Source organism: Microtetraspora niveoalba (assembly GCF_001570405.1).
GTDB lineage: Bacteria > Actinomycetota > Actinomycetes > Streptosporangiales > Streptosporangiaceae > Microtetraspora > Microtetraspora niveoalba.
On sequence record NZ_BBYM01000007.1, the window covers coordinates 234936 to 258317 of the forward strand.

The following is a 23382-nucleotide window of genomic DNA, read 5'->3' on the forward strand; positions in this document are numbered from 1 at the left end:
AACCCCCCTCTACCCCCGGCTTCTCGCGAAGGGAAGTTCGTATGCACGCGCGCCTTCGAGGGGCGCTCACGGTCTCCGCCGTGCTCGCCCTCGTGATCACCGGCTTACCCGCGGCCTCGGCCGCGTCGTCCCCGGCGTTGTCCTCAGCGTTGTCCTCGGCGTCGTCATCCGCCGCGGCGTCCGCCGCGGTCTCCGACGACTACTGCGTCGGCCAGTGCGCCGACATCCTCCCCCCGGGCCAGAACGGCAACGCCACGCTGGTCGACATCCTCGGGAACCAGTCCGTCGGCACCCGCCCGGCGCACAGCTCCGACCAGCTCGGCCGGTACGCCGGGCTCATCTCCGGCTACACCGGCCTGACGGAGGACCAGATCTCGTCGTTCTTCAACGACGCCTCGTTCGGCGTGCCGCCCGGCCAGGTCGAGAGCACGGTCAGCCCCCGCTCGGACGTCACGATCGTCCGCGACAAGGCCACCGGGGTGCCGCACATCACCGGCACCACCCGCGAGGGCACCATGTTCGGCGCCGGCTACGCGGGCGCGCAGGACCGCCTCTGGGTCATGGACCTGATGCGGCACGTCGGCCGGGGCGACCTCACCCCGTTCGCCGGCGGCGCGAAGGGCAACCGGGAGCTCGAGCAGAGCGTCTGGCGCAACTCCCCGTACACCGAGGCCGATCTGCAGGCCCAGATCGACCGGCTGCGCGACTCCGGTCCCAGGGGCGCCCAGCTTTACGCCGACGTGCGCAACTACATCGACGGCATCAACGCGTACATCGACGTCTGCATGGCCAAGCGCAACTGCCCCGGCGAGTACGTGCTGACCGGGCACCTGGACGCGATCACCAACAAGGGCGGCCCGGTCGACTTCACCATGACCGACCTGGTCGCGATCTCCGGGGTGATCGGCGGCCTGTTCGGCGGCGGAGGCGGAAACGAGACGCAGTCCGCCCTCGTCCGGGTGGCCGCGCGGGCCAAGTACGGCGCCGCCGAGGGCGACCGGGTCTGGGCGGCGTTCCGCGGCCAGAACGACCCGGAGACCGTGCTCACCCTCCACGACGGACAGAGTTTCCCCTCCGGCGCCGCACCGGCCGGGGCGACCGGCGTCGTGCTCCCCGACCCCTCGACCGCGCCGGTGGACATCACCGAGAACGAGACGGGAACCGCCACCACGGCCACCACCGAGGCGCGGAGCCCGCTCGACGGCCTCGTCGTCGACAACGCCAAGCCCGGCATGTCGAACGCGATCGTGGTGTCGGCCGCCAAGTCGGGCACCGGCCACCCCATCGCCGTCTTCGGCCCGCAGACCGGCTACTTCGCCCCGCAGCTGCTCATGCTGGAGGAGCTGAACGGCCCCGGCATCTGGGCGCGCGGCGCGGCTTTCGCCGGGATCAACCTGTACGTGCTGCTCGGCAGGGGCGCGGACTACGCCTGGAGCGCCACGTCGAGCACGCAGGACATCACCGACACGTACGCGATCACGCTGTGCGACCCGAACGGTGGCACGCCGACCACGGCCTCCGACCACTACCTGTACCGCGGCGCCTGCACCGCCATGGAGACGCTGCGCAAGAAGAACTCGTGGAAGCCGAGCACGGCCGACTCCACCAAGGCCGGGTCGTACGAGCTGGTGATCAAGCGCACGAAGTACGGCCTGGTGACGTGGCGCGGCACGGTGGACGGGGTCCCGACCGCCTTCACCACGCTCCGCTCGACCTACCGGCACGAGCCCGACTCGGCGATCGGCTTCCAGATGTTCAACGACCCCGCCGAGATGGGGTCGGCCGCCGCGTTCCAGAACTCCGCCGCCAACATCGGCTTCGCGTTCAACTGGTTCTATGTGAACTCGGCCGACTCGGCGTACTTCATGTCCGGGAGCACCCCGGTGCGCTCGGCCGTCTCCGACCCGAACCTGCCCATGGCCGCGGACGCCGCGCACGAGTGGGCCGGGTACGACCCCGCCGCCAACACCGCGACGTACACGGCGGCGAGCACCCACCCGCAGGCGGTCAACCAGGACTACTTCGTGAGCTGGAACAACAAGCAGGCCAAGGACTACGCCGCGGCCGACGGCAACTTCAGCTTCGGCTCCGTCCACCGGGCGGACCTGCTGGACGCGCCGGTGAAGGCCGCCCTCGCCTCGGGCACCCTGGACCGGGCCGGCACCACGAAGATCATGGCAGAAGCCGCGATCACGGACCTGCGCGGCTGGAAGGTCCTGCCCAACCTGCTCCGCGTGATCAACAGCGCCGAGGTGACCGACCCCGCGCTCGCTTCGGCCGTGACCAAGCTGTCCGCCTGGTCCTCCGCCGGAGCCCGCCGCGCCGAGACCTCCCCGGGCAGCAAGACGTACGCGCACGCCGACGCGATCCGCGCCTTCGACGCCTGGTGGCCCAAGCTGGTGCGGGCGCAGTTCCGGCCCGGTCTCGGTGACGGGCTCTACCGGTCGCTGGTCGACGCCCTGCAGATCAACGAGTCGCCGTCCGGGCGGCAGCAGGGCGACACCTCCGGCGGCGCGACGTCGGCGAACGGGGCCCAGACGCACAAGGGCTCCGCGTTCCAGTACGGCTGGTGGGGCTACGTCGACAAGGACATCAGGAACGTGCTGGGCGACACCGTCCAGGGGGCGCTCCCGGCCCGGTACTGCGGGGCCACCGTGCAGGCGTGCCGTACCGTCCTGCTGGACAGCCTGTCCGCCGCGCTCGCCGAGACGGCGGCGGTCACCTACCCGGCCGACGACGTCTGCTCGGCCGGCGACCAGTGGTGCGCGGACGCGGTGCGCCAGTCGCCGCTCGGCGGGATCAAGCAGGACCTGATCTCCTGGCAGAACCGGCCGACGTACCAGCAGGTGGTCTCCTTCCCGGCCCGGCGCGGCGACAACGTCGCCAACCTGGCCGCCGGGGCCGCGGCGAGCGCGTCGAGCAGGGAGAACTTCCTCTACCCGCCCGCCAAGGCGAACGACGGCGACCGCTCGACCCGCTGGTCCAGCGCGTCCAGCGACAACCAGTGGTTTCAGGTGGACCTCGGGTCGGCGACGTCCGTGGCCCGCGTGATCCTGCGTTGGGAGGCGGCGTACGGCAAGGCGTACCGGATCCAGACGTCGACCGACGGGAGCGCCTGGACCACGGTCCACTCGACGACCGCGGGCGACGGCGGCGTGGACAACGTCTCCTTCACGCCGGTGAACGCGCGCTACGTCCGGATGCAGGGCGTCACGCGCGCCACGTCCTACGGCTACTCGCTGTACGAGTTCGAGGTCTATGGCCGATAGACCGAGCGTCTGAAGGGTCCGGGTCTATCGGCCGGTAGACCGAGTCTGTGAAAGGGGGCGGAGTCTACGGCCGGTAGACCGAGCGCTGCCCCGGGCCCCCCAGGTCCGGGGCGGCGTCGCGGACGTCCCTGAACGTTTCAGCCGTCCGGCCCGGTGCGGGCGGTGCGGGCAGGCGCGGGGTCACCGGTTCCGGCAGGCAGGCGCGGGAGGCGTCCGGGTGACGGGGGCGCCGGCGCCGGGCTCCCCGCGCCGTCCCACGAAACGGGTCTGGTCGTGGAACGCGACATGCCCGTAATCTCCGGCCATGGCCTGGAGGACCCGCGTCCCTGACCGTCCCGTGGACTCCGGCGCCCCGGAGCGGCCGGCGCCGCGTGTGCCGGCGGCGCTGCGCCGTGTGCTCTCGGCCGTCCCGCCGCCGCACCGGTGGCCGCGCGATCCCGTCGCGCTGGCGGCCGCGTGCGCCCTGTCCGCCGGGGTGTACACGCTCCACGGGCTGACCAAGCTGCGCACCTTCCGCACCGGCACCTACGACCTGACGATCTTCGATCAGACCGTGCGCGCGTACGCCCACTTCCGGCCGCCCGTCGTCCCGCTCCTGGGCGTCACCACGGACCGGGGGATGGACTACCTCCAGCTCGCCGACCACTTCTCGCCGATCCTGGCCGTGCTCGCCCCGCTGTACTGGCTGCACGACGGCCCCGCGACGCTCATCGTGGCCCAGGCCGTGCTGTTCGCGCTGGCCATCCCGTTCCTGTGGGCGTTCACCCGCCGCCGGCTCGGAACGGCTGCCGCCTATCTGGTCGCGTTCGCGTACGCGCTGTCCTGGCCGATCGCGCAGACCGTCAGCGTGGAGTTCCACGAGGTGGCCTTCGTCCCCGTGCTGACCGCCGCCGCGATCGAGCGCCTGGACGCGGGGAAGCGGCTCCCCGGCCTGCTCGCGCTGGCCGGGCTGCTGCTGACCAAGGAGGACGCCGGGCTGATCGTCGCGGGCGTCGGCGCCTGGCTGTTCGTCACCCGGCGGCGGCGCCTCGGGGCGGCGGTCGCCGTCGGCGGCCTGGCGGCCATGGAGTTCACCCGCAAGGTGCTCATCCCGCTCGCGGGCGGCCGGTCCGACGAGCGCTGGTACTTCTCGCACCTGGGCGCGGACCTCCCCGACGTCCTGCGCACCGCGGTCACCGACCCGCTGCGCGTCCTCGGCGTCCTGGTGGAGGATCAGGCCAAGATCGACACGACGGCATTGCTGCTGTGGCCGACGCTGTTCCTCTGCCTGCTGTCGCCGATCGCGCTCGCGGCCCTGCCGCACGTCGCCGAGCGGATGTTGTCCGACGCGTCCAACTGGTGGTCCACCGCCTGGCACTACGACGCGTTCACGGTCGCCATCCTGTTCCTCGCCGGCGTGGACGGCGCGGCGCGCCTGATCCGGTGGGTGCGGAGGACCGGACGGGCCGAGGAGCCGGAACGGCTCGGCCTCGTGTGGGCGGCGGCGATCTGCGCCGTCGCGCTCACCCTGGTGCCGCACCGGCCGTTCGGCGAGCTCCTGCGTCCGGACTTCTACGCGGCGGACGCGCGGGCGGCGGCGCGGCATGAGGCGCTCGCCCTGATCCCCGACGGGGTGCTCGTGGAGGCGAGCAACGACTTCGGCCCCCATCTGTCGGGCCGCGACACCGTGCTGTGGTGGGACTACCGCCACCGCGGGACCCCGTGGATCATCGCGTCGGCGGGCCCGGACCTGCGCGGGGTGATCGACGACTACGTGCGGGACGGCTACCGGCTGCTCTTCGACCGGGAGGACATCGTCGTCCTGCGGCGCGCCGGATGACGCGGGATCACGCCGCCCGCCCCCGGCGAGCCGTACGGGGGCGGATCGTCAGAAGCGGTCGATCTCGGAGAGGTCGATGTCGATCTCGAAGGGCAGCGAGACCTTGAGCCGGTCGTGATGGATGCCGGTGAGGAAGTACGCCGAGGTCGCGGGGTCGAGCTCGTAGACGTAGACGGCGGGCCGGCCCTTCTGGTTCTCCACCCGCCAGAAGTGTGGGATGCCCGCCTCGGCGTACAACACCGGCTTGCGCTTGCGGTCGCGGATCTCCGACTCCGGCGAGACGACCTCGACCACCAGGACCGCGTCGGCCGCCTGGTACGCGGTCTGCTCGTCCCCCTGCTCCGCCTCGGCGCGGATGACGCTCACGTCGGGCTCCGGCCGCTGGCGTGACTCGAGAATCAGGCTCATCTCGCGCCGGACCCGCAGCTCGCGCGGCACGACGCCGCGGAGGGCGTTCTCCAGAAGGGACACGGCCCGTGAATGGAAGGAGGACTGGGGGCTCACGAAGACCAAGCTTCCGTCAATCAACTCCGTGTGCGCAGGCAAATCCGGAATGTGATCGAGGTCGGCGGCCGTGTAGCCCTCGCGGGGAGGGAAAACCCAGCCGGGCAGGTCCGATGGCTCGCTCATGACGTCGCTCCGTGCCTCTGTCTCCGCTGTCTTCGCGGGCTCCGTCTCCGCCGTGGTCTCCGCAGTCCTTTTCTCCGCTACCGCTGCCGTCATGCGCACATCGTAACCAGCCGGTCTCGCTGAGGGGCGGGTTCGTCCGGGTTGGGTCAGGTGGCCGCGGTCTGCTCGGCGCGGCGGGCCCGCTCGGCGAGGGCGTGCTCGTCGGTGCGGGCGTCGTACCGGCGGAACCGGGGCAGCGCGGTCGCCATCAGGGCCACCGCGCCCACGCACAGCAGGCCGCCGATCCCCAGTGAGAACCGGCTGCCGCCCAGCCCCGCCATGCCCCCCGCGCGCACGTCCCCGAGCATCGGGCCGGTGGAGTACGAGAGCAGCTCGATCCCGGCGAGGCGGCCGCGGTACTCGTCCGGGATGGTCTGGTTCCAGATCGTGCCGCGGAAGAGGCCGCTGACCATGTCGGCGCCGCCGGCGACGGCGAGGCAGACGACGACCAGCCAGACGTTCGGCATGACCGCGGCGACCGCCACCGAGACACCCCACAGGGTGGCCGACACGATGACGGCGAGGCCGTGCCGGTGCACGTGGGCGGTCCAGCCGGAGGTCAGCGAGGCGAGCACCGAGCCGACGCCCCCGGCGGCGTACAGGAGGCCGAGCGCCTGCGGCGTCCCGAGGTCGTCGGCGAGGAACGGGAACAGCGCGTTCGAGCTGGCGAACGCCATGGCGGCGATGTCCACCAGATAGGTGCCCATCAGGTCGGGACGCCGGACGGCGTAGCGGACGCCCTCGGCCAGGGACCGGAGCGAGGCGGGGGCCGCGGCCTCCGGCCTCGGCACCGGACGCACCCTCACCAGCAGCGCCAGCGAGACCAGGAACGAGGCGACGTCGACGCCGTACGACGTGGCGGGGCCGAGCCCGCTGACGACCAGGCCGCCGACGGCGGGGCCGACGATGACGGCGCTGTTGCGCATGAGCCCCTGCAGCGCGAACGCGGCGGTCATCTGGTCGAGCTTGAGCACCCGGTTGACCATCGCCTGCTCGCTCGGGCCGCGTACGCTGCCGAACCCGGCGGAGAGGGCGCCCGCCACGTAGAGCACCCAGAGCTGCGGCTCGGGCAGCAGGGCGTTGACCAGCAGGAGGCCGGTCGTGACGCAGAGGCCGACCTCGGAGTAGATCACGATCTTGCGCCGGTCGAGCGCGTCGGCGATCGCGCCGCCCCACAACCCGCAGACCACCATCGGCGTGAACTCGGCGAGGCTGACCAGGCCGACCGCGACGGGCGACCCGGTGAGCTGCTTCACCTGGTACGGCACGGCCACCATGGTGAACAGCGTGCCGAGCATGGTGATCATGCCGGAGCCGAGCAGGAGGCGGAAGTCGCGCGACTCGCGCAGCGGGGTGACATCGACGCGCATCCGGCGGGCCAGCGCCCTCAGCGAGCGATCCGAACGTTCAGACACGAACGGCCATCCTCGCCTGGCGCCGGGCCGCCGGACAATCGGTTTTCGGCGGTCGGGACGGGACCGGTCGCGACGCCGTCAGGGGCCGAGCACGCGCCGGCGCAGCACCGTCTTGAGGATCTTGCCGCCCGGATTGCGGGGCAGCTCCTCCTCCAGGAACCAGATCGTCGCCGGCACCTTGAATCCGGCGAGGCGCTCGCGCGCGAAGTCCCTGAGCTCGTCGGCCGAGACGTCGGAGCCCGGCGCGCGCCGCACCACGGCCCCGACCTCCTCGCCCAGCTCGTCGTGGGGGACGCCGATCACCGCCGCGTCCTCGACCCCGGGATGCTCGAACAGCGCGGCCTCGACCTCGGCGCAGTACACGTTCTCGCCTCCCCTGATGACCATGTCCTTGGCCCGGTCGACGATGTAGACGAACCCCTCCTCGTCCACGCGGGCGAGGTCGCCGGTGTGCAACCAGCCGTCCACGAACGTCTCCGCGGTGGCCTCCGGCCGGTTCCAGTAGCCGCTGATGACGATCGGCCCCCGGACGCACAGCTCGCCGACCTCGCCGGGAGGCAGCTCCGCCCCGGCCGGGTCGCAGATCCTGACGTCGACCACGGCGAGCGGGAGGCCGATGCTGTCCGGCCGCGTCGCGTAGTCCTTGCCCGCGTTGTAGACGGCGAGCGCCGTCGTCTCGGTCATGCCGTACCCGTTGGAGGGCGCGCGGTCGGGCAGCAGCTCGGTGATCCGCTCCAGCAGCTTCGGCGGGGCCGGCGCGCCGCCGTAGGAGATGCCGGTCAGCGAGGAGATGTCGTAGCGATCGAGCGCGGGGTGGGAGAGGAGCTGCCAGGCGTTGGTCGGCACGCCGGTGAGTCCGGTGACTTTCTCGCGCTCGATCGTCCGGAGGGCGTGTTCCGGGTCCCACTTGTACATCAGGGCCAGCCCGGCCCCGCTGAAGATCGAGGTGATCAGCACGGCGAAGCAGCCGGTCACATGGAACAGCGGCACCGCGAGCAGCGTGACGCGCCGCTCCCCGGTCACCTCCGACGGGTCCCGCCCGGCGAGCAGGGTCGAGCGCGTCATCGCGTACGCCACGGTCATCGGGGCCTGGCCGAGGTTGCGGTGGGTGCCGAGCGCGCCCTTCGGCCGGCCGGTGGTGCCCGAGGTGTAGAAGATCGTCGCGGGGTCGTCGGGGCCGAGATCGACGGCGGGCAGGGTCACGTCGGCCCGCACCTCTCCCATGACCTCGGCGAGGTTCGCCCCGGGCCCGCGCGCGACGATCACCGGCAGCTCGGCCACGCCCGCGTCCCTGACCCGTTCGGCGCGCTCGGCGTCGGCGATCAGCAGCGTCGCCCCCGAGTCGGCCAGGCCGTACGCCAGCTCCTGCCCGCTCCACCACGCGTTCAGCGGGACGGCGACCGCCCCGGCGGCGAGGATCGCGGAGAAGGAGACCACCCATTCGGGATAGTTGCGCATGGCGAGGGCGACCCGGTCTCCCTTGCGTACACCGTGGTCCTCCACGAGGCGGCGGGCCAGGGTGGCCGCACGGCGGAAGTGCTCCTCGAAGGTGACGTGCTCGTCCTCGTAGATGAGGAAGATCTTGTCGCCGTGGAAGCGGCTGTTCTCCAGGAGCTCCCGGAAGGTGCGGGGAGCGTGCTTCCACGCGCGGATCGTCGTTCCCCCGACCTCCACCTCTTCCATCTCGAAGAGCTGGCCGGGCGCGGTGAGCTGGGCCTGTACCTGGTCATGCGTCATAGCCATGGAGTGCGCTCCAAGCCGCGATGGTAACCGGAGAAGTTACGATACCGACCGGTAGGTACGTAGGCCAGGGGCCGGTGCGGGAAGGTGTGCCCCGGCCTGGCGGAGGTAGGCTCGCTTGCATGGTCATGCCGCATATCGCATACTCTTCAGAGTAAGAAGATGTGCTCGTTCGCATGAACATGCAGGGGGAACGATGAGGGCGGCGATCGCGGGAGCGACGGGTTACGTGGGGGGCGAGCTGCTCCGGCTGCTGCTCGCGCACCCGTCCTTCGAGATCGGCGCGCTGACCGCCGGCTCCAGCGCCGGCACGCGGCTCGGCGCGCACCAGCCGCACCTCCCCGCGCTCGCCGACCGGGTCGTCGAGGAGACCGGCGCCGAGACCCTCGCCGGTCACGACGTCGTCTTCCTCGCGCTGCCGCACGGGCAGTCCGGCGCCGTCGCCGCCGAGCTGGGCGAGGACACCGTCGTGGTGGACTGCGGCGCCGACTTCCGGCTCGAACGCGCCGAGGACTGGGCCCACTTCTACGGCGGCGACCACGCGGGCACCTGGCCGTACGGGCTGCCCGAGCTTCCCGGGCAGCGCGAGGCGCTGCGCGGGGCCCGCCGGATCGCGGTCCCCGGCTGCTACCCGACCTCCGCGACGCTCGCGCTGTTCCCGGCCTTCGCCGCCGGCCTGGTCGAGCCCGACGTGGTCGTGGTCGCCGCCAGCGGCACCTCCGGCGCCGGCCGCGCCCCCAAGACCCACCTCCTCGGCAGCGAGGTCATGGGCTCGGTCAGCGCGTACGGCGTGGGCGGCGTCCACCGGCACACCCCGGAGATGGAGCAGAACCTGGCGAAGGTGGCGGGAGGGCCGGTCCGGGTCTCCTTCACCCCGACGCTCGCGCCGATGAGCCGGGGCATCCTCGCCACCTGCACGGCCCCGGCCGTGCCCGGCCTCACCGCCGCGGCGCTCCGGGAGGCGTACGAGACGGCGGTGAAGGACGAGCCCTTCCTCCGCCTGCTCCCCGAGGGGACGTGGCCGGCGACCGCGATGACGGCCGGGGCCAACACCGCCGTCCTGCAGGTCGCCCTCGACGAGCGCTCCGGCAGGGTCGTCGCCGTCGCCGCCATCGACAACCTCACCAAGGGCACGGCGGGCGGAGCGATCCAGAGCGTCAACCTGGCGCTCGGCCTCCCCGAGGAGCTCGGCCTCCCCCTGAACGGGCTCGCCCCGTGATCGGGATGGCGCGCCGGGCGGCGCGCGGCGGGCGAACGGAAGAACGGCACGCGACAGGCGAATGCGGCCTCCGGCCGCGAGGCGAGGAGGTTGTATGAGCGTCACGGCTCCACTCGGATTCCGGGCGGCGGGCGTCGTAGCGGGCATCAAGGCGAGCGGCGCGCGCGACCTCGCGCTCGTCGTCAACGACGGACCGTCCCGCGCGGCGGCGGGCGTCTTCACCGCCAACCGGGTCAAGGCCGCGCCGGTGTTGTGGTCGGCGCAGGTCCTCGCCGGCGGCCGGGTCAAGGCGGTGATCCTCAACTCCGGCGGCGCCAACGCCTGCACCGGGCCGCTCGGCTTCCAGGACACCCACGCCACGGCGGAGAGGGTCGCCGCGGAGATCGGCGACTCGGCGGGTGAGATCGCGGTCTGCTCCACCGGCCTGATCGGCGAGCGGCTGCCGATGGACGCCCTGCTCGGCGGGGTCGAGACGGCCGTGTCCCAGCTTTCGCGGGACGGCGGCCTGGCCGCCGCCGACGCGATCAGGACCACCGACACGGTCAGCAAGATCGCCTTCCGCAGGGGCGAGGGCGGTTACATGGTCGGCGGCATGGCCAAGGGCGCGGGCATGCTCGCCCCGTCGCTGGCCACCATGCTGTGCGTCATCACCACCGACGCCGACCTCTCCTCCGAGGAGCTGGACGCGGTGCTGCGCAAGGCGACGAGCGTCACCTTCGACCGCCTCGACGCCGACGGCTGCATGTCCACCAACGACACCGTGCTGCTGCTGGCGAGCGGCGCCTCCGGGGTGCGGCCCGACCTCGCCGAGTTCGAGAAGGTCGTCACCGCCGTCTGCGCCGACCTCACCCGCCAGCTCCTGGTCGACGCCGAGGGCGCCTCCAAGGCGATCGCGATCGAGGTCGTCGGCGCGGCCAGCGTCGAGGACGCCGTCACCGTGGGCCGGGCCGTGGCCAGGAACAACCTGCTCAAGTGCGCGATCCACGGCGAGGACCCCAACTGGGGCCGGGTGTTGTCCGCGGTCGGCACGACGGACGCCGTCTTCGAGGCCGACCGGCTCAACGTGGCCATCAACGGCGTCTGGATCTGCCGCGGCGGCGCCGTCGGCGACGACCGCTCCAAGGTCGACCTGCGCCCCCGGGACGTGACGATCACGATCGACCTGTCCGCCGGCCCGCACTCCGCGACCGTCCACACCACGGACCTCACGGCGGCGTACGTCCACGAGAACTCGGCGTACTCGTCATGACGGCCCGGCTGAACGGCGCGCTGGACAAGACGCACACGCTGATCGAGGCGCTGCCCTGGATGGCCCGCTTCCACGGCGCGACCGTCGTCATCAAGTACGGCGGCAACGCGATGACCGAGGAGCACCTGCGCGAGAAGTTCGCCGACGACGTGGTCTTCCTCAGGTACGCGGGGCTCCGGCCGGTGATCGTGCACGGCGGCGGCCCGCAGATCCAGCGGCAGCTCGACCTGCAGGGCATCGAGAGCCACTTCGTCGCCGGCCTGCGGGTGACCACCCCCGAGGCGATGCAGGTGGTGCGGATGGTCCTGGTCGGCCAGGTCAACCGCGACGTGGTCGGCCTGATCAACCGGCACGGCCCGTTCGCGGTCGGCATGTCCGGCGAGGACGCCCACCTGTTCACCGCCGAGCGCAAGCACGCCGTCGTCGACGGCGTCACCGTCGACATCGGTCAGGTCGGCGAGATCGTCGACGTGGAGGCGGGAGCCGTACAGGCCCTGCTGGACGACGGGCGGATCCCGGTCGTGGCGCCGATCGCGCGCGGCGAGGACGGCGCGATCTACAACGTGAACGCCGACACCGCCGCCGCCGCGCTGGCGGTCGCGCTCGGCGCGTCCAAGCTCGTCGTGCTCACCGACGTCGAGGGACTCTACGCCGACTGGCCACCTCGTGCCGGAGGCGCGGAACCGGACTCGGGCGATGAGGTCGTCAGCAGGATCACCGCGACGGAGCTGGCCGAGTTGCTGCCGACGCTGTCCAGCGGCATGGTCCCCAAGATGGAGGCGTGCCTGACCGCGGTGCGCGGCGGCGTCCCGCAGGCGCACGTGCTCGACGGCCGGGTGCCGCACGCGCTGCTGCTGGAGATCTTCACGGACGAGGGCATCGGCACGATGGTCCTGCCCGACTCCGCATCCGCCCCGGCCGAGCCCGCGCCGGTCGCCGTTCCGACCAAGGAGGACGCGTGAGCGAGGAGACGAAGCCGGACCGGAACCCGGCGGCAGAGGCGCTCAGGAAGCGCTTCGAGGCGGCGTTCATGCCCAACTACGGCGTGCCGCCGGTCGCGCTCGCGCGCGGCGAGGGCACCGCCGTCTGGGACGTGGACGGCCGGCGCTATCTCGACTTCATCGGAGGCATCGCGGTCAGCTCCCTCGGCCACGCCCACCCGGCGCTGGTCGAGGCGGTGTCCCGGCAGGTCGCGACGCTGGCGCACACCTCGAACCTGTACCTCCACGAGCCCGAGGTGCTGCTCGCCGAGCGGCTCGGCGGCCTGATCGGCGCGCCCGCCCGGGTCTTCCTGGCCAACTCCGGCACCGAGGCCAACGAGGCCGCCCTCAAGCTCGCCATCAAGTACGGCAAGGCCAACGGCAGAACCTACTTCGTCGCCGCCGAGATGGGCTTCCACGGCCGCACGCTCGGCGCCCTGTCGCTGACCGGCAAGCCGGCGATCCGCGATCAGTTCGGCCCGTTCCCGATCGACGTCAGGTTCGTCCCGTACGGCGACGCCGACGCGCTCAAGAACGCGGTGACCGAGGACTGCGCCGCGGTCTTCCTGGAGCCGACCCAGGGCGAGGCCGGCGTCGTGCCGCCGCCGGAGGGCTACCTCCGGGCGGCCAGGGAGATCTGCTCCGCGACCGGCGCGCTCCTGGTGGCCGACGAGATCCAGTCCGCGATCGGCCGCACCGGCCACTGGTTCGCCCACCAGGCGGACGGCGTGCTCCCCGACGTGCTGACCCTGGCCAAGGGCCTCGGCGGCGGCATGCCCATCGGCGCCTGCGTGGGCCTCGGCCCGGCCGGCACGGTCTTCGACAAGGGCGACCACGGCTCGACGTTCGGCGGCAACCCGGTCTCGTGCGCGGCGGCCCTCGCCGTGCTGGACACGATCGAGCGCGACGACCTGCTCACACACGTCGGGGCCGTCGCCCGGGAGCTGCGGGACGGGATCGAGGCGATCCGCCACCCGCTGCTCAAGGGCGTGCGCGGCCGGGGCCTCTGGCTGGCCCTCGTGCTCACCGCCGACAGGTCGGCGCGGGTGCAGGAGGCGGCCCAGGAGGCGGGTTTCCTGGTCAACGCCCTCCAGCCCGACGCCGTACGGCTCGCGCCCCCGCTCGTCGTCACGTCCCCCGAGGTGCGGTCCTTCGTGGACGCGCTTCCCGGCATCCTGGAGGCCGCGAATGACTAGTCAGGGACCCGCCACGGATCCGAAGCGGGTCAGGCACTTCCTGCGGGACGACGACCTGACGCCGGAGGAGCAGGCGCAGGTGCTCGACCTCGCCGACGCGATGAAGAAGGACCGCTTCGGCTACCGGCCCTTCGCCGGCCCGCGCACGGTGGCGGTGCTGTTCGACAAGCCGTCCACGCGCACCCGCGTCTCGTTCGCGGTCGGCGTCGGCGAGCTCGGCGGCCTGCCGCTCGTCATCGATGGCGGCTCCTCCCAGATGGGGCGGGGCGAGCCGATCGAGGACACCGCCCGGGTCCTGGAGCGCCAGGTGGCGGCCATCGTGTGGCGGACGTCCGGGCAGGAGCGCGTCGAGGCCATGGCGTCGGTGTCGTCCGTACCCGTGGTGAACGCGCTGACCGACGAGTTCCACCCGTGCCAGATCCTGGCCGACCTGCAGACGATCCGCGAGCACAGGGGCATGCTCAAGGGCCTCACCCTGGCGTACCTGGGCGACGGCGCCAACAACATGGCCCACTCCTATCTGCTCGGCGGCGCGACCGCCGGGATGCACGTGCGGATCGGGGCCCCGGCCGGATACCTGCCGGACGCGGTGATCCTCGACCGGGCGGCCGAGATCGCCGCCGCCACCGGCGGATCCGTCACGGCGCTCACCGACCCGGCGGCCGCCGCGGCCGGAGCCCACGTGCTCGCCACGGACACGTGGGTGTCCATGGGGCAGGACGGCAAGGAGGAGCGCGTGGCGGCGTTCACGCCGTACCGGCTCGACGCGGGCCTGCTCGCCCAGGCCGCGCCGGACGCGATCGTGCTGCACTGCCTCCCGGCGTACCGGGGGCTGGAGATCAGCGGCGAGGTGCTCGACGGTCCGCACAGCGTGGTCTGGGACCAGGCGGAGAACCGGCTGCACGCCCAGAAGGCGCTCCTGCACTGGCTGGTGACGTACGGCGGGCAGGCGCCCGGAGCGGGCGCCGAGGGGCCGGCGGGACGGGAGGCGCCGTGACCATCCCGCTCACCAAGGCGGCGCGGCACGCCAGGATCGTCGACCTGCTCACCCGGCACAAGATCCGGTCGCAGCCCGAGCTGGCCCGTCTGCTGGCCGAGAGCGGCGTCGAGGTGACCCAGGGGACGCTCTCCCGCGACCTGGACGAGCTGGGCGCGCTCAAGCTGCGCGCCGACGACGGGACGCTGGTGTACGCGGTGCCCGGAGAGGGAGGCGGCCGGATCCCGCTTTACCGGACGGGCACCGGGGAGAACCCCTACGCCAGGCTCCGCGGCATCGCCGAGGAGCTCCTGGTGTCCGCGGAGGCGTCGGCGAACCTGGTCATCCTGCGCACCCCGCCGGGGGCGGCGCAGTTCCTGGCCTCGGCCATCGACCACGCCGACTGGGAGACGATCCTCGGCACGGTCGCGGGCGACGACACGATCCTCGTGATCAGCCGCGACCCGCTGGGGGGAGAGGCCCTGGCGGCCGCCCTGCTCAAACTGGCGGACCGCCGAGGCTGAGGACGTCGCGGCGGCGATCACGGGACGAAGAGCGCGAGGGCCCGCGAGGCGGGCGAGCGGCGATCACGGTCGGCGATGGGACGGTGGCGGAGCGGGACGGCCGCCGCGCCGCCGATCCGGAAGAGAAGCACCCGGAACGCGTTCTGACCTGTGAAAACATGAAACGTGACCATGCAATTGGAGCAAGATCATGAGTGACAGGGTCGTACTCGCCTATTCAGGCGGTCTCGACACCTCCGTGGCCATTCCGTTCCTCGCCGAGAAGACCGGCGCCGAGGTCGTCGCCGTCGCGGTGGACGTCGGCCAGGGCGGCGAGGACATGGAGATCATCCGGAAGCGCGCGATCGAGTGCGGCGCGGTCGAGGCCGTCGTCGTCGACGCCCGCGAGGAGTTCGCCCGGGACTTCTGCGTCCCCGCGCTCCAGGCCAACGCGCTCTACATGGACCGCTACCCGCTGGTCAGCGCCCTCTCCCGGCCGCTGATCGTCAAGCACCTCGCGGAGGCGGCGGAGCGGTTCGGCGGCACCCACGTCTCGCACGGCTGCACCGGCAAGGGCAACGACCAGGTCCGTTTCGAGGCCGGCCTCGCCGCGCTGAACCCGGACCTGAAGGTCATCGCCCCGGCCCGCGACTACGCCTGGACCCGCGACAGGGCCATCGCCTTCGCCGAGGAGAAGGGCCTGCCGATCGACGTCACCAAGAAGTCGCCGTACTCGATCGACCAGAACCTGTGGGGCCGCGCCGTCGAGACCGGCTTCCTCGAGGACATCTGGAACGCGCCGATCGAGGACGTGTACGACTACACCTCCGACCCGACCGTGCCGCGCGAGGCCGACGAGGTCGTCATCACCTTCGCCGAAGGCGTCCCGGTGGCCCTCGACGGCCGCGCCCTGTCGCCGTTCCAGATCATCGCCGAGCTGAACAGGCGGGCGGGCGCGCAGGGCGTCGGCCGACTGGACATGGTCGAGGACCGGCTCGTCGGCATCAAGTCCCGCGAGGTCTACGAGGCCCCCGGCGCGATCGTGCTGATCACCGCCCACATGGAGCTGGAGAACGTCACCGTCGAGCGCGACCTCGCCCGGTTCAAGCGCTCCGTCGACCAGCGCTGGGGCGAGCTCGTCTACGACGGCCTCTGGTTCTCGCCGCTCAAGCAGGCGCTCGACGCGTTCATCGCCGACGCCCAGCGGCACGTGTCCGGCGACATCCGGCTCGTCATGCACGGCGGCCGCGCCGTCGTCACCGGCCGGCGTTCGGACGCCTCGCTGTACGACTTCTCGCTGGCGACCTACGACACCGGCGACGCGTTCGACCAGTCGCTGGCCAAGGGCTTCGTCCAGCTCTGGTCGCTGCCCAGCAAGATCGCAGCGGCCCGGGACGCCCGCCAGGGCTGACGGGGTTCGCGTGCGTCCCGGCTCCGGTCCGGACCCGGGGCGCACGTCGGTTAAGGTCGCGGATGAAACTCGGAGGGAGAACGACGGTGGCGGACAACAAGCCGATGCGGCTGTGGGGCGGCAGGTTCGAAGGAGGACCGGCGGACGCGCTCACCCGTCTGTCGGTGAGCGTGCAGTTCGACTGGCGGCTCGCGCCGTACGATCTGCTGGCCTCGCGCGCGCACGCCCGCGTGCTGCACCGCGCCGGTTTGCTGACGGAGGACGAGCTCGGGCGCATGCTCGGCGCGCTCGACGACCTGGAGCGGGCCTGCAAGGCCGGCGAGTTCCGGCCGACGGTCGCCGACGAGGACGTGCACACCGCCCTTGAGCGCGGCCTGCTCGAACGGCTCGGCACGCTCGGCGGCAAGCTGCGGGCCGGCCGCAGCCGCAACGACCAGGTGGCCACCGACCTGCGTCTCTATCTGCGCGACCACGTCCGCACGATCGTCTCGCGCCTGGTCGAGCTGGAGACCGCGCTGATGAGCCAGGCCGAGGCGCACGCCTCGACGGCGGCCCCCGGCATGACCCACCTGCAGCACGCCCAGCCGGTGTCGTTCGGCCACCAGTTGCTCGCCCACGTCCACCCGCTGACCCGCGACGTCGACCGGCTGCGGGACTGGGACCGGCGCGCCGCCGTCTCCCCGCTCGGCTCCGGCGCCCTCGCCGGGTCGTCCCTGCCGCTCGACCCGGCGGCGGTCGCGGCCGAGCTCGGGTTCGACTCCGCCGCGCCCAACTCGATGGACGCGGTCGCCGACCGCGACTTCGCCGCCGAGTTCCTGTTCTGCGCCGCGATGATCGGCGTCCACCTGTCGCGGCTGGGCGAGGAGATCGTCCTGTGGGCCTCGCAGGAGTTCCGCTGGATCGAGATGGACGACGCCTACTCCACCGGCTCGTCGATCATGCCGCAGAAGAAGAACCCGGACGTCGCCGAGCTGGCCAGGGGCAAGAGCGGCCGCCTCATCGGGGGCCTCATGTCCATGCTGACGACGCTCAAGGGCCTGCCGCTCACCTACAACCGGGACCTGCAGGAGGACAAGGAGCCGGTGTTCGACGCCGTCGACACGCTGCTCCTCGTGCTGCCCGCCGTGTCCGGCCTGGTGTCCACCATGCGGGTCAACACGGCCAAGCTCGAAGCGAGCGCCCCCGACGGCTTCGCCCTGGCGACGGACCTGGCGGAGCTGCTCGTCCGCAAGGGCGTCCCGTTCCGCGAGGCGCACGAGGCGGTTGGCCACCTGGTCGTCTGGTGCCAGGTCAACGACAAGGACCTCGGCGACCTCACCGACGACGAGCTGGCCAAGGTCTCGCCGCACTTCACCCCGGACGTCAGGGACGTGCTCAACGTGGCCGGCGCCCTCGCCGCCCGCAAGGCCCACGGCGGCACCGCCCCCGACCGCGTGCTGGACCAGCTCGCCGCCCTGCGCGAGACCGTCGACGTCCAGGCGGCGTGGGCGAGCGGAAGCTGAGCATGGGCTCAGGTCCGGCTTTCCACGGGCGGCGCCCCGCGGCCGACGGTCCGTACGGGCACGTCGATCCGGCCGATCTCCGAGGTTCCGCCGCCCTCGCGCCGGGCGCGGGTGCGCCGTTGCCCCGGGAGTTCTTCGACCGGCCCTCCCCGGAGGTCGCGGCCGACCTGCTCGGGCGCTTGATCGCGCACGGCCCCGTGGCCGTGCGCCTCACCGAGGTCGAGGCGTACGGCGGGCCGGGCCAGGACCCGGCCTCGCACACCTATCGCGGCCGGACGCCGCGCAATGAGGTCATGTTCGGTGAGCCCGGCCACCTGTACGTGTACTTCACGTACGGGATGCACTTCTGCGCCAACCTCGTCTGCCTGCCGGAGGGGCGCGGCTCGGCGGTGCTCATGCGGGCGGGCGAGGTGATCGCGGGAGCCGAACTCGTCCGGGCCCGCCGCCTGTCCTCCGGAGGCCGCTCCGCTTCCGCGTCCCAGCCGGGCGCGGCCGGCCCCGGTTCTGCCGGTCAGCCGGGCGCGACCGGTTCCGGCTCCGCCGGCCTGCCCGGCGCGACGGGTTCCGGCTCCGCCGGCCTGCCCGGCGCGACGGGTTCCGGCTCCGACGGTTCGCCCGGCGCGACCGCTCCCGGCTCCGCCGGTCCGCCGGGCGGCGCCGCTGCGGGCGAGAGCCGTACCCGGCCGGGGGGACGCCGGAGCATCCCCGACCGGGACCTGGCCCGGGGGCCGGCCCGGCTGGCCGTCGCCCTCGGCTTCGAACGGCGGCACAACGGCCTCGACTGCTGCGCGGACGGACCGGTCCGCGTCTTCGCGGGCACGCCCGCCGACCCCGGTCTCATCCGGACCGGTCCCCGCACGGGCGTCTCCTCGGGGGCCGAGACGCCGTGGCGGTTCTGGATCGACGCGGACCCCACGGTCTCGCCGTACCGTCCGCACGTGCCGCGCCGGCGGGGCCGGACCGAGGGGCCTCAGCCCGACGTGCGCTGAGCCGGAACGTCGCGGGGACCTCAGCCCGACGTGCGCTGAGCCGGAATGTCGCCGGCACCTCAGCCCGTCGCGTGACCATCGGGAGGAAGGGCCGACCGGACCGACTCCGGCGACCGGCCCACGACCGCGCTCCCGTCGTCCGCCGTGATGATCGGACGCTGGATCAGGATCGGATGGGCGGCCATGGCCTCGATCCACCGGCCGCGGTTCTCCGCGTCGCACGGCCACGACGCCATGCCGAGTTCGGCCGCCACCGGCTCGCCGACGCGGGCGATGTCCCAGGGCTCCAGGCCGAGCCGCCGGAGCACGTCTTCGAGTTCCGCGGCGGTCGGCGGGTCCTCCAGATAGTGGCGAATCGTGTACTGGGCGCCCTCCTCGTCCAGGAGGGACAGCGCGGAACGGCACTTGGAGCAGGCCGGGTTGATCCAGATTTCCATGGCGCAATTCTTCCGCCGGAGCCGTGGCGGTGTGTGGGAACCCACACGGACAGCCCGCCACCGGATCTCGACGGGACACCGGTCTCACCCCGAGTCGGCGTCCGGCGAGGCGACGTGGTCCTTGTCGCAAGGCCCGGGTCGGCCGCGAAACCCTTGCCCCGCCGACCTCACCGGCACGTTCCGGCCCGCCGTACGGCCCGGCCACGTATCGAGTGGCGATAGGGTTTTGTGATCAGGCAGGCTGGTACGGGGGCGAAAGCCGTACATCCATCGATACACATCCATCGACACTGAAGGCCAAGGATCGTGACCGACATCCTCGATGAGCTCGAATGGCGCGATGTCATCGCGCAGACCACCGATGCCGACGCGCTGCGCAAGGCACTGGCCGAGGGTCCGATCACGGTCTATGCCGGCTTCGACCCCACCGCGCCGTCCATCCACGTCGGAAACCTCGCCACCCTGCTGATCCTCACCCGGTTCCAGCGGGCGGGCCACCGGCCGATCGCGCTTGTCGGCGGTGCCACCGGTCTCATCGGCGACCCCAGCGGCCGCAGCACCGAGCGCTCGCTGAACTCCTCGGATGTCGTCGCCGACTGGGTCAGCCGGATCCGAGGCCAGGTGGAGAGGTTCCTCTCGTTCGACGACGGGCCGATCTCCGCGACGATGGTCAGCAACCTCGACTGGACCGGGAAGCTGTCCGCCATCGACTTCCTGCGCGACGTCGGCAAGCACTTCCCGGTGAACCGCATGCTGGCCCGGGAGTCGGTGGCCGCGCGGCTCGGCGGTGAGGGGCTCAGCTACACCGAGTTCAGCTACCAGATCCTCCAGGCCAACGACTACCTGGAGCTGTACCGCCGGCACGGCTGCACGCTGCAGCTCGGCGGCAGCGACCAGTGGGGCAACATCACGGCCGGAGTGGACCTGATCCGCCGCGTCGAGAGTGCCCACGTGCACGCGCTCACCGGCAAGCTGATCACCAAGGCCGACGGCACGAAGTTCGGCAAGACCGCCGGGGGAGCGGTCTGGCTCGATCCGGCGCTCACCTCGCCGTACGCGTTCTACCAGTACTGGCTGAACGCCGACGACCGGGACGTGGTGCGCTTCCTGAAGGTCTTCACGTTCCGGACTCAGGATGAGATCGCCGAGCTGGAGAAGGCCGTCGCCGAGCGGCCCGCCGCCCGCGCCGCGCAGCGGACGCTGGCGGAGGATCTGACCGCCATGGTCCACGGCGAGGCCGAGCTGGCCAGGGTGATCGCCGCTTCGCGGGCCCTCTTCGGACAGGGGGCGCTGGAGGAGCTCGACGCGAGGACTCTGGAGTCGGCGCTGGCCGAGGTGCCCAAGGCGGTCGTTCCGGCGCTCGGGATGCCCTACGTCGATCTGCTCGCCGAGAGCGGCCTGGTCGACTCCAAGTCGGCTGCGAGACGTGCCGTCAAGGAGGGCGGGGCGTACCTCAACAACGTGAAGATCACCGACGAGGAGTACGTGCCGGGCCAGGACGACCTGCTCCATGGCCGCTTCCTCGTACTCCGCCGGGGCAAGCGCTCCATCGGGGGTGTCGAGGTCGGTTGACGATGAGGCGTGGATGAGCGCCTCACGAGGGGCCGTCCCCCGATAGGACACCGTTCCATCGGGTGGGCGGCCCCGCCTTCTCCGAGCGTTGTCGGCGGTGCCGGGGCACCGGGCGACCCTGAGGCACAAGTGAGCGCCTCGAATGGTGCCGTCCCCTGGTGGGGCGATGTCTCATCGGGTCGGCGGCTCGGCCGTCTTCGCCGGCGCCATCGATGGTGTGGTGATCGGGCGATGATGGGGCGTAAGTGAGCGCCTCGCCAAGGCGTCGTTCCCTGATGGGACGCTGCTCCATCGGGTGGGCGGCTGGGCCACTTCGGACTCCCGCTCAACTGTTGTACGACCGTGTCCATGGTCGACGATCTCCTCGTACGACTCGCCTTCGGGTCCGCCCGTCAGGAGCGCGGCGTATAGGTGGGCGAACAAAACTGCCGGCCTCGATGCTTTCGGCGCGGCGCAGGTGGCGGGCCTGTATCTCGCCGGCCTCGCTGCCCCCACCACCGGCAGGGAATCTCCACGAGGGAGGTCTCGCAGATGGCCAAGCTCCTGGATGGCAACGGACGTGATCCGCGCCCGCGCCTTGGAACGGCGGCCCGCCGCACTCCTCGCGTGAGAGGCCGGCCCGGGTTTTCAGCCGATCAACCTGCCAAGGGCCCGACGGCCGCCGACGAGGTAGCGCGGCCGGATGACCTCCACGCGTCAGGCGCTCCCGAGCACTCTCGCTGTCGGCGGGAGCTGGGCGTCCGAGCCCGCATCGCCTCAGTACGGCACGGTCCCACGGTCTCCCCACGGGGCTGTGCCGCATCGTGCGGCTGACGTCGAAACGGCCGCCTCACCTGCATGAACGCAAGTCGGCGAAGATCGCGAAACACGAGTCAAAAGTGTCTGTGACGGCGGTAACAGTCTTGTGGCGAAGTAGCCCAGCGTGTCGCGATCAGTGGGCTGACCTGGGCTTTTGCGGGAGTGGTGCGGATTTGACGATGTGCCCGGTCTTGCCTAATGTTCTCTTCGCCCCGAGAGACAGGGACGCCGCGAGGCGGACGGTCTTCCAGGGGCCAGCCACTTCCGACAAGCCAGATGGACTCGGCCACGTGCCGGCTCCGGTCGGTTCGCGATGTGTCCAGATCTCAGCCCGCCAGGCTGGTTGGACAGAGAGCGGGCGGTGAGGTAGTCTGGAGGGGTTGCCCTGGAGACAGGGATCGGATTCTACGGTGAGGTTCGGCCGGTGATCGGCAAGACCTCTCGGGATCAGCAAAAAACGAGATCACGCCCCTGAGGGGTCGGTCGTCATGGCCGGTCGCGATGGTGGACGCGTCCGTTTCTTGAGAACTCAACAGTGTGCTAAAAGCCAGTGCATGATGCACAACCCCGTCCTTACCTGCACTCATTGTGTGGTGTGGGGGGATGGATTCCTTTGGTTGACATTCATGTGAATGTTGGCCAGGAAACAACTCGAAGACATTGTTTGGAGAGTTTGATCCTGGCTCAGGACGAACGCTGGCGGCGTGCTTAACACATGCAAGTCGAGCGGAAAGGCCCTTCGGGGTACTCGAGCGGCGAACGGGTGAGTAACACGTGAGTAACCTGCCCCTGACTCTGGGATAAGCCTGGGAAACCGGGTCTAATACCGGATACGACCATTTCGGGCATCCGATGGTGGTGGAAAGTTTTTTCGGTTGGGGATGGACTCGCGGCCTATCAGCTTGTTGGTGGGGTAGTGGCCTACCAAGGCGACGACGGGTAGCCGGCCTGAGAGGGCGACCGGCCACACTGGGACTGAGACACGGCCCAGACTCCTACGGGAGGCAGCAGTGGGGAATATTGCGCAATGGGCGAAAGCCTGACGCAGCGACGCCGCGTGGGGGATGACGGCCTTCGGGTTGTAAACCTCTTTCAGCAGGGACGAAGTTGACGTGTACCTGTAGAAGAAGCGCCGGCTAACTACGTGCCAGCAGCCGCGGTAATACGTAGGGCGCAAGCGTTGTCCGGAATTATTGGGCGTAAAGAGCTCGTAGGTGGCTTGTCGCGTCTGCCGTGAAAGCTTAGGGCTTAACCCTAGGTCTGCGGTGGATACGGGCAGGCTAGAGGCTGGTAGGGGCAAGCGGAATTCCTGGTGTAGCGGTGAAATGCGCAGATATCAGGAGGAACACCGGTGGCGAAGGCGGCTTGCTGGGCCAGTTCTGACGCTGAGGAGCGAAAGCGTGGGGAGCGAACAGGATTAGATACCCTGGTAGTCCACGCTGTAAACGTTGGGCGCTAGGTGTGGGGTGCTTCCACGTGTCCCGTGCCGTAGCTAACGCATTAAGCGCCCCGCCTGGGGAGTACGGCCGCAAGGCTAAAACTCAAAGGAATTGACGGGGGCCCGCACAAGCGGCGGAGCATGTTGCTTAATTCGACGCAACGCGAAGAACCTTACCAAGGTTTGACATACACCGGAAA

General features: G+C 71.3%; 16 protein-coding genes and 1 rRNA gene. 13 read left to right on the forward strand and 4 right to left on the reverse strand.

Features of this window, described 5'->3' with window-relative positions; genetic code table 11:
- Window positions 1-41: 41 nt before the first annotated feature.
- Both AWQ70_RS07855 and AWQ70_RS07860 read left to right on the forward strand, forming a co-directional pair.
- Complete coding sequence (locus AWQ70_RS07855) at window positions 42-3269, forward strand: penicillin acylase family protein (protein ID WP_084516633.1); 3228 nt, start codon at window positions 42-44, stop codon at window positions 3267-3269.
- A gap of 304 nt (window positions 3270-3573) precedes the next feature.
- Window positions 3574-5088: a DUF2079 domain-containing protein gene (locus AWQ70_RS07860; protein WP_084516634.1), complete on the forward strand. Its 1515-nt coding sequence runs from the start codon at window positions 3574-3576 to the stop codon at window positions 5086-5088.
- Window positions 5089-5136: 48 nt separating this feature from the next.
- Here the strand turns inward: AWQ70_RS07860 and AWQ70_RS07865 are convergent, their stop codons facing one another.
- The 3 genes from AWQ70_RS07865 to AWQ70_RS07875 all read right to left on the reverse strand — a co-directional run bounded on the left by AWQ70_RS07865 (window position 5137) and on the right by AWQ70_RS07875 (window position 8915).
- Window positions 5137-5718 (reverse strand): Uma2 family endonuclease, encoded by a 582-nt coding sequence (locus AWQ70_RS07865; protein ID WP_067172200.1) that lies wholly within the window; start codon window positions 5716-5718, stop codon window positions 5137-5139.
- Between the two features lie 146 nt (window positions 5719-5864).
- Complete coding sequence (locus AWQ70_RS07870; RefSeq protein WP_245646827.1) at window positions 5865-7172, reverse strand: MFS transporter; 1308 nt, start codon at window positions 7170-7172, stop codon at window positions 5865-5867.
- A 78-nt stretch (window positions 7173-7250) separates the two neighbouring features.
- Window positions 7251-8915, reverse strand: coding sequence for a class I adenylate-forming enzyme family protein (locus AWQ70_RS07875; protein WP_067172204.1), 1665 nt, complete (start codon window positions 8913-8915; stop codon window positions 7251-7253).
- Window positions 8916-9108: 193 nt separating this feature from the next.
- Here AWQ70_RS07875 and argC point away from each other — a divergent pair, with 193 nt between their 5' ends.
- The 9 genes from argC to AWQ70_RS41070 all read left to right on the forward strand — a co-directional run bounded on the left by argC (window position 9109) and on the right by AWQ70_RS41070 (window position 18937).
- Entirely contained in the window at window positions 9109-10131 is a 1023-nt protein-coding gene (argC, locus tag AWQ70_RS07880) for an N-acetyl-gamma-glutamyl-phosphate reductase (protein WP_067172206.1), read from the forward strand.
- Between the two features lie 94 nt (window positions 10132-10225).
- Complete coding sequence (argJ, locus tag AWQ70_RS07885; protein ID WP_067172208.1) at window positions 10226-11380, forward strand: bifunctional glutamate N-acetyltransferase/amino-acid acetyltransferase ArgJ; 1155 nt, start codon at window positions 10226-10228, stop codon at window positions 11378-11380.
- Window positions 11377-12342 carry an acetylglutamate kinase gene (argB, locus tag AWQ70_RS07890; protein WP_067172210.1) on the forward strand — a complete coding sequence of 322 codons (966 nt, stop codon included), beginning with the start codon at window positions 11377-11379 and terminating at the stop codon, window positions 12340-12342. The genes argJ and argB overlap by 4 nt, the downstream gene beginning before the upstream one ends.
- Before the next feature lie 68 nt (window positions 12343-12410).
- On the forward strand, window positions 12411-13556 hold the full coding sequence (locus AWQ70_RS07895) for an acetylornithine transaminase (RefSeq protein WP_067172308.1): 1146 nt from the start codon (window positions 12411-12413) through the stop codon (window positions 13554-13556).
- The gene (gene argF / locus AWQ70_RS07900; RefSeq protein ID WP_067172212.1) at window positions 13549-14553 is read left to right on the forward strand and encodes an ornithine carbamoyltransferase; all 1005 of its coding nucleotides are present in this window, start codon (window positions 13549-13551) and stop codon (window positions 14551-14553) included. Before AWQ70_RS07895 ends, argF begins: the two co-directional genes overlap by 8 nt.
- A complete protein-coding gene (locus AWQ70_RS07905; protein ID WP_067172214.1) occupies window positions 14550-15056 on the forward strand; it encodes an arginine repressor in 507 nt (168 codons plus the stop codon). The genes argF and AWQ70_RS07905 overlap by 4 nt, the downstream gene beginning before the upstream one ends.
- A gap of 190 nt (window positions 15057-15246) precedes the next feature.
- Window positions 15247-16446, forward strand: a complete 1200-nt coding sequence (locus AWQ70_RS07910; protein ID WP_067172216.1) for an argininosuccinate synthase — start codon at window positions 15247-15249, stop codon at window positions 16444-16446.
- Window positions 16447-16532: 86 nt separating this feature from the next.
- A complete protein-coding gene (argH, locus tag AWQ70_RS07915; RefSeq protein WP_245646829.1) occupies window positions 16533-17948 on the forward strand; it encodes an argininosuccinate lyase in 1416 nt (471 codons plus the stop codon).
- On the forward strand, window positions 17930-18937 hold the full coding sequence (locus AWQ70_RS41070; RefSeq protein WP_306303396.1) for a DNA-3-methyladenine glycosylase: 1008 nt from the start codon (window positions 17930-17932) through the stop codon (window positions 18935-18937). Before argH ends, AWQ70_RS41070 begins: the two co-directional genes overlap by 19 nt.
- A gap of 59 nt (window positions 18938-18996) precedes the next feature.
- On the opposite strand, the gene AWQ70_RS07925 is transcribed toward AWQ70_RS41070, so the two are convergent.
- Window positions 18997-19374, reverse strand: coding sequence for an arsenate reductase family protein (locus AWQ70_RS07925; protein ID WP_067172220.1), 378 nt, complete (start codon window positions 19372-19374; stop codon window positions 18997-18999).
- 306 nt (window positions 19375-19680) lie between these two features.
- Here AWQ70_RS07925 and tyrS point away from each other — a divergent pair, with 306 nt between their 5' ends.
- Together tyrS and AWQ70_RS07935 are read left to right on the forward strand one after the other, a co-directional pair.
- Entirely contained in the window at window positions 19681-20946 is a 1266-nt protein-coding gene (tyrS, locus tag AWQ70_RS07930; protein WP_067172222.1) for a tyrosine--tRNA ligase, read from the forward strand.
- Window positions 20947-22405: 1459 nt separating this feature from the next.
- Window positions 22406-23382: ribosomal RNA gene (locus AWQ70_RS07935) — 16S ribosomal RNA — on the forward strand; the annotation flags it as partial.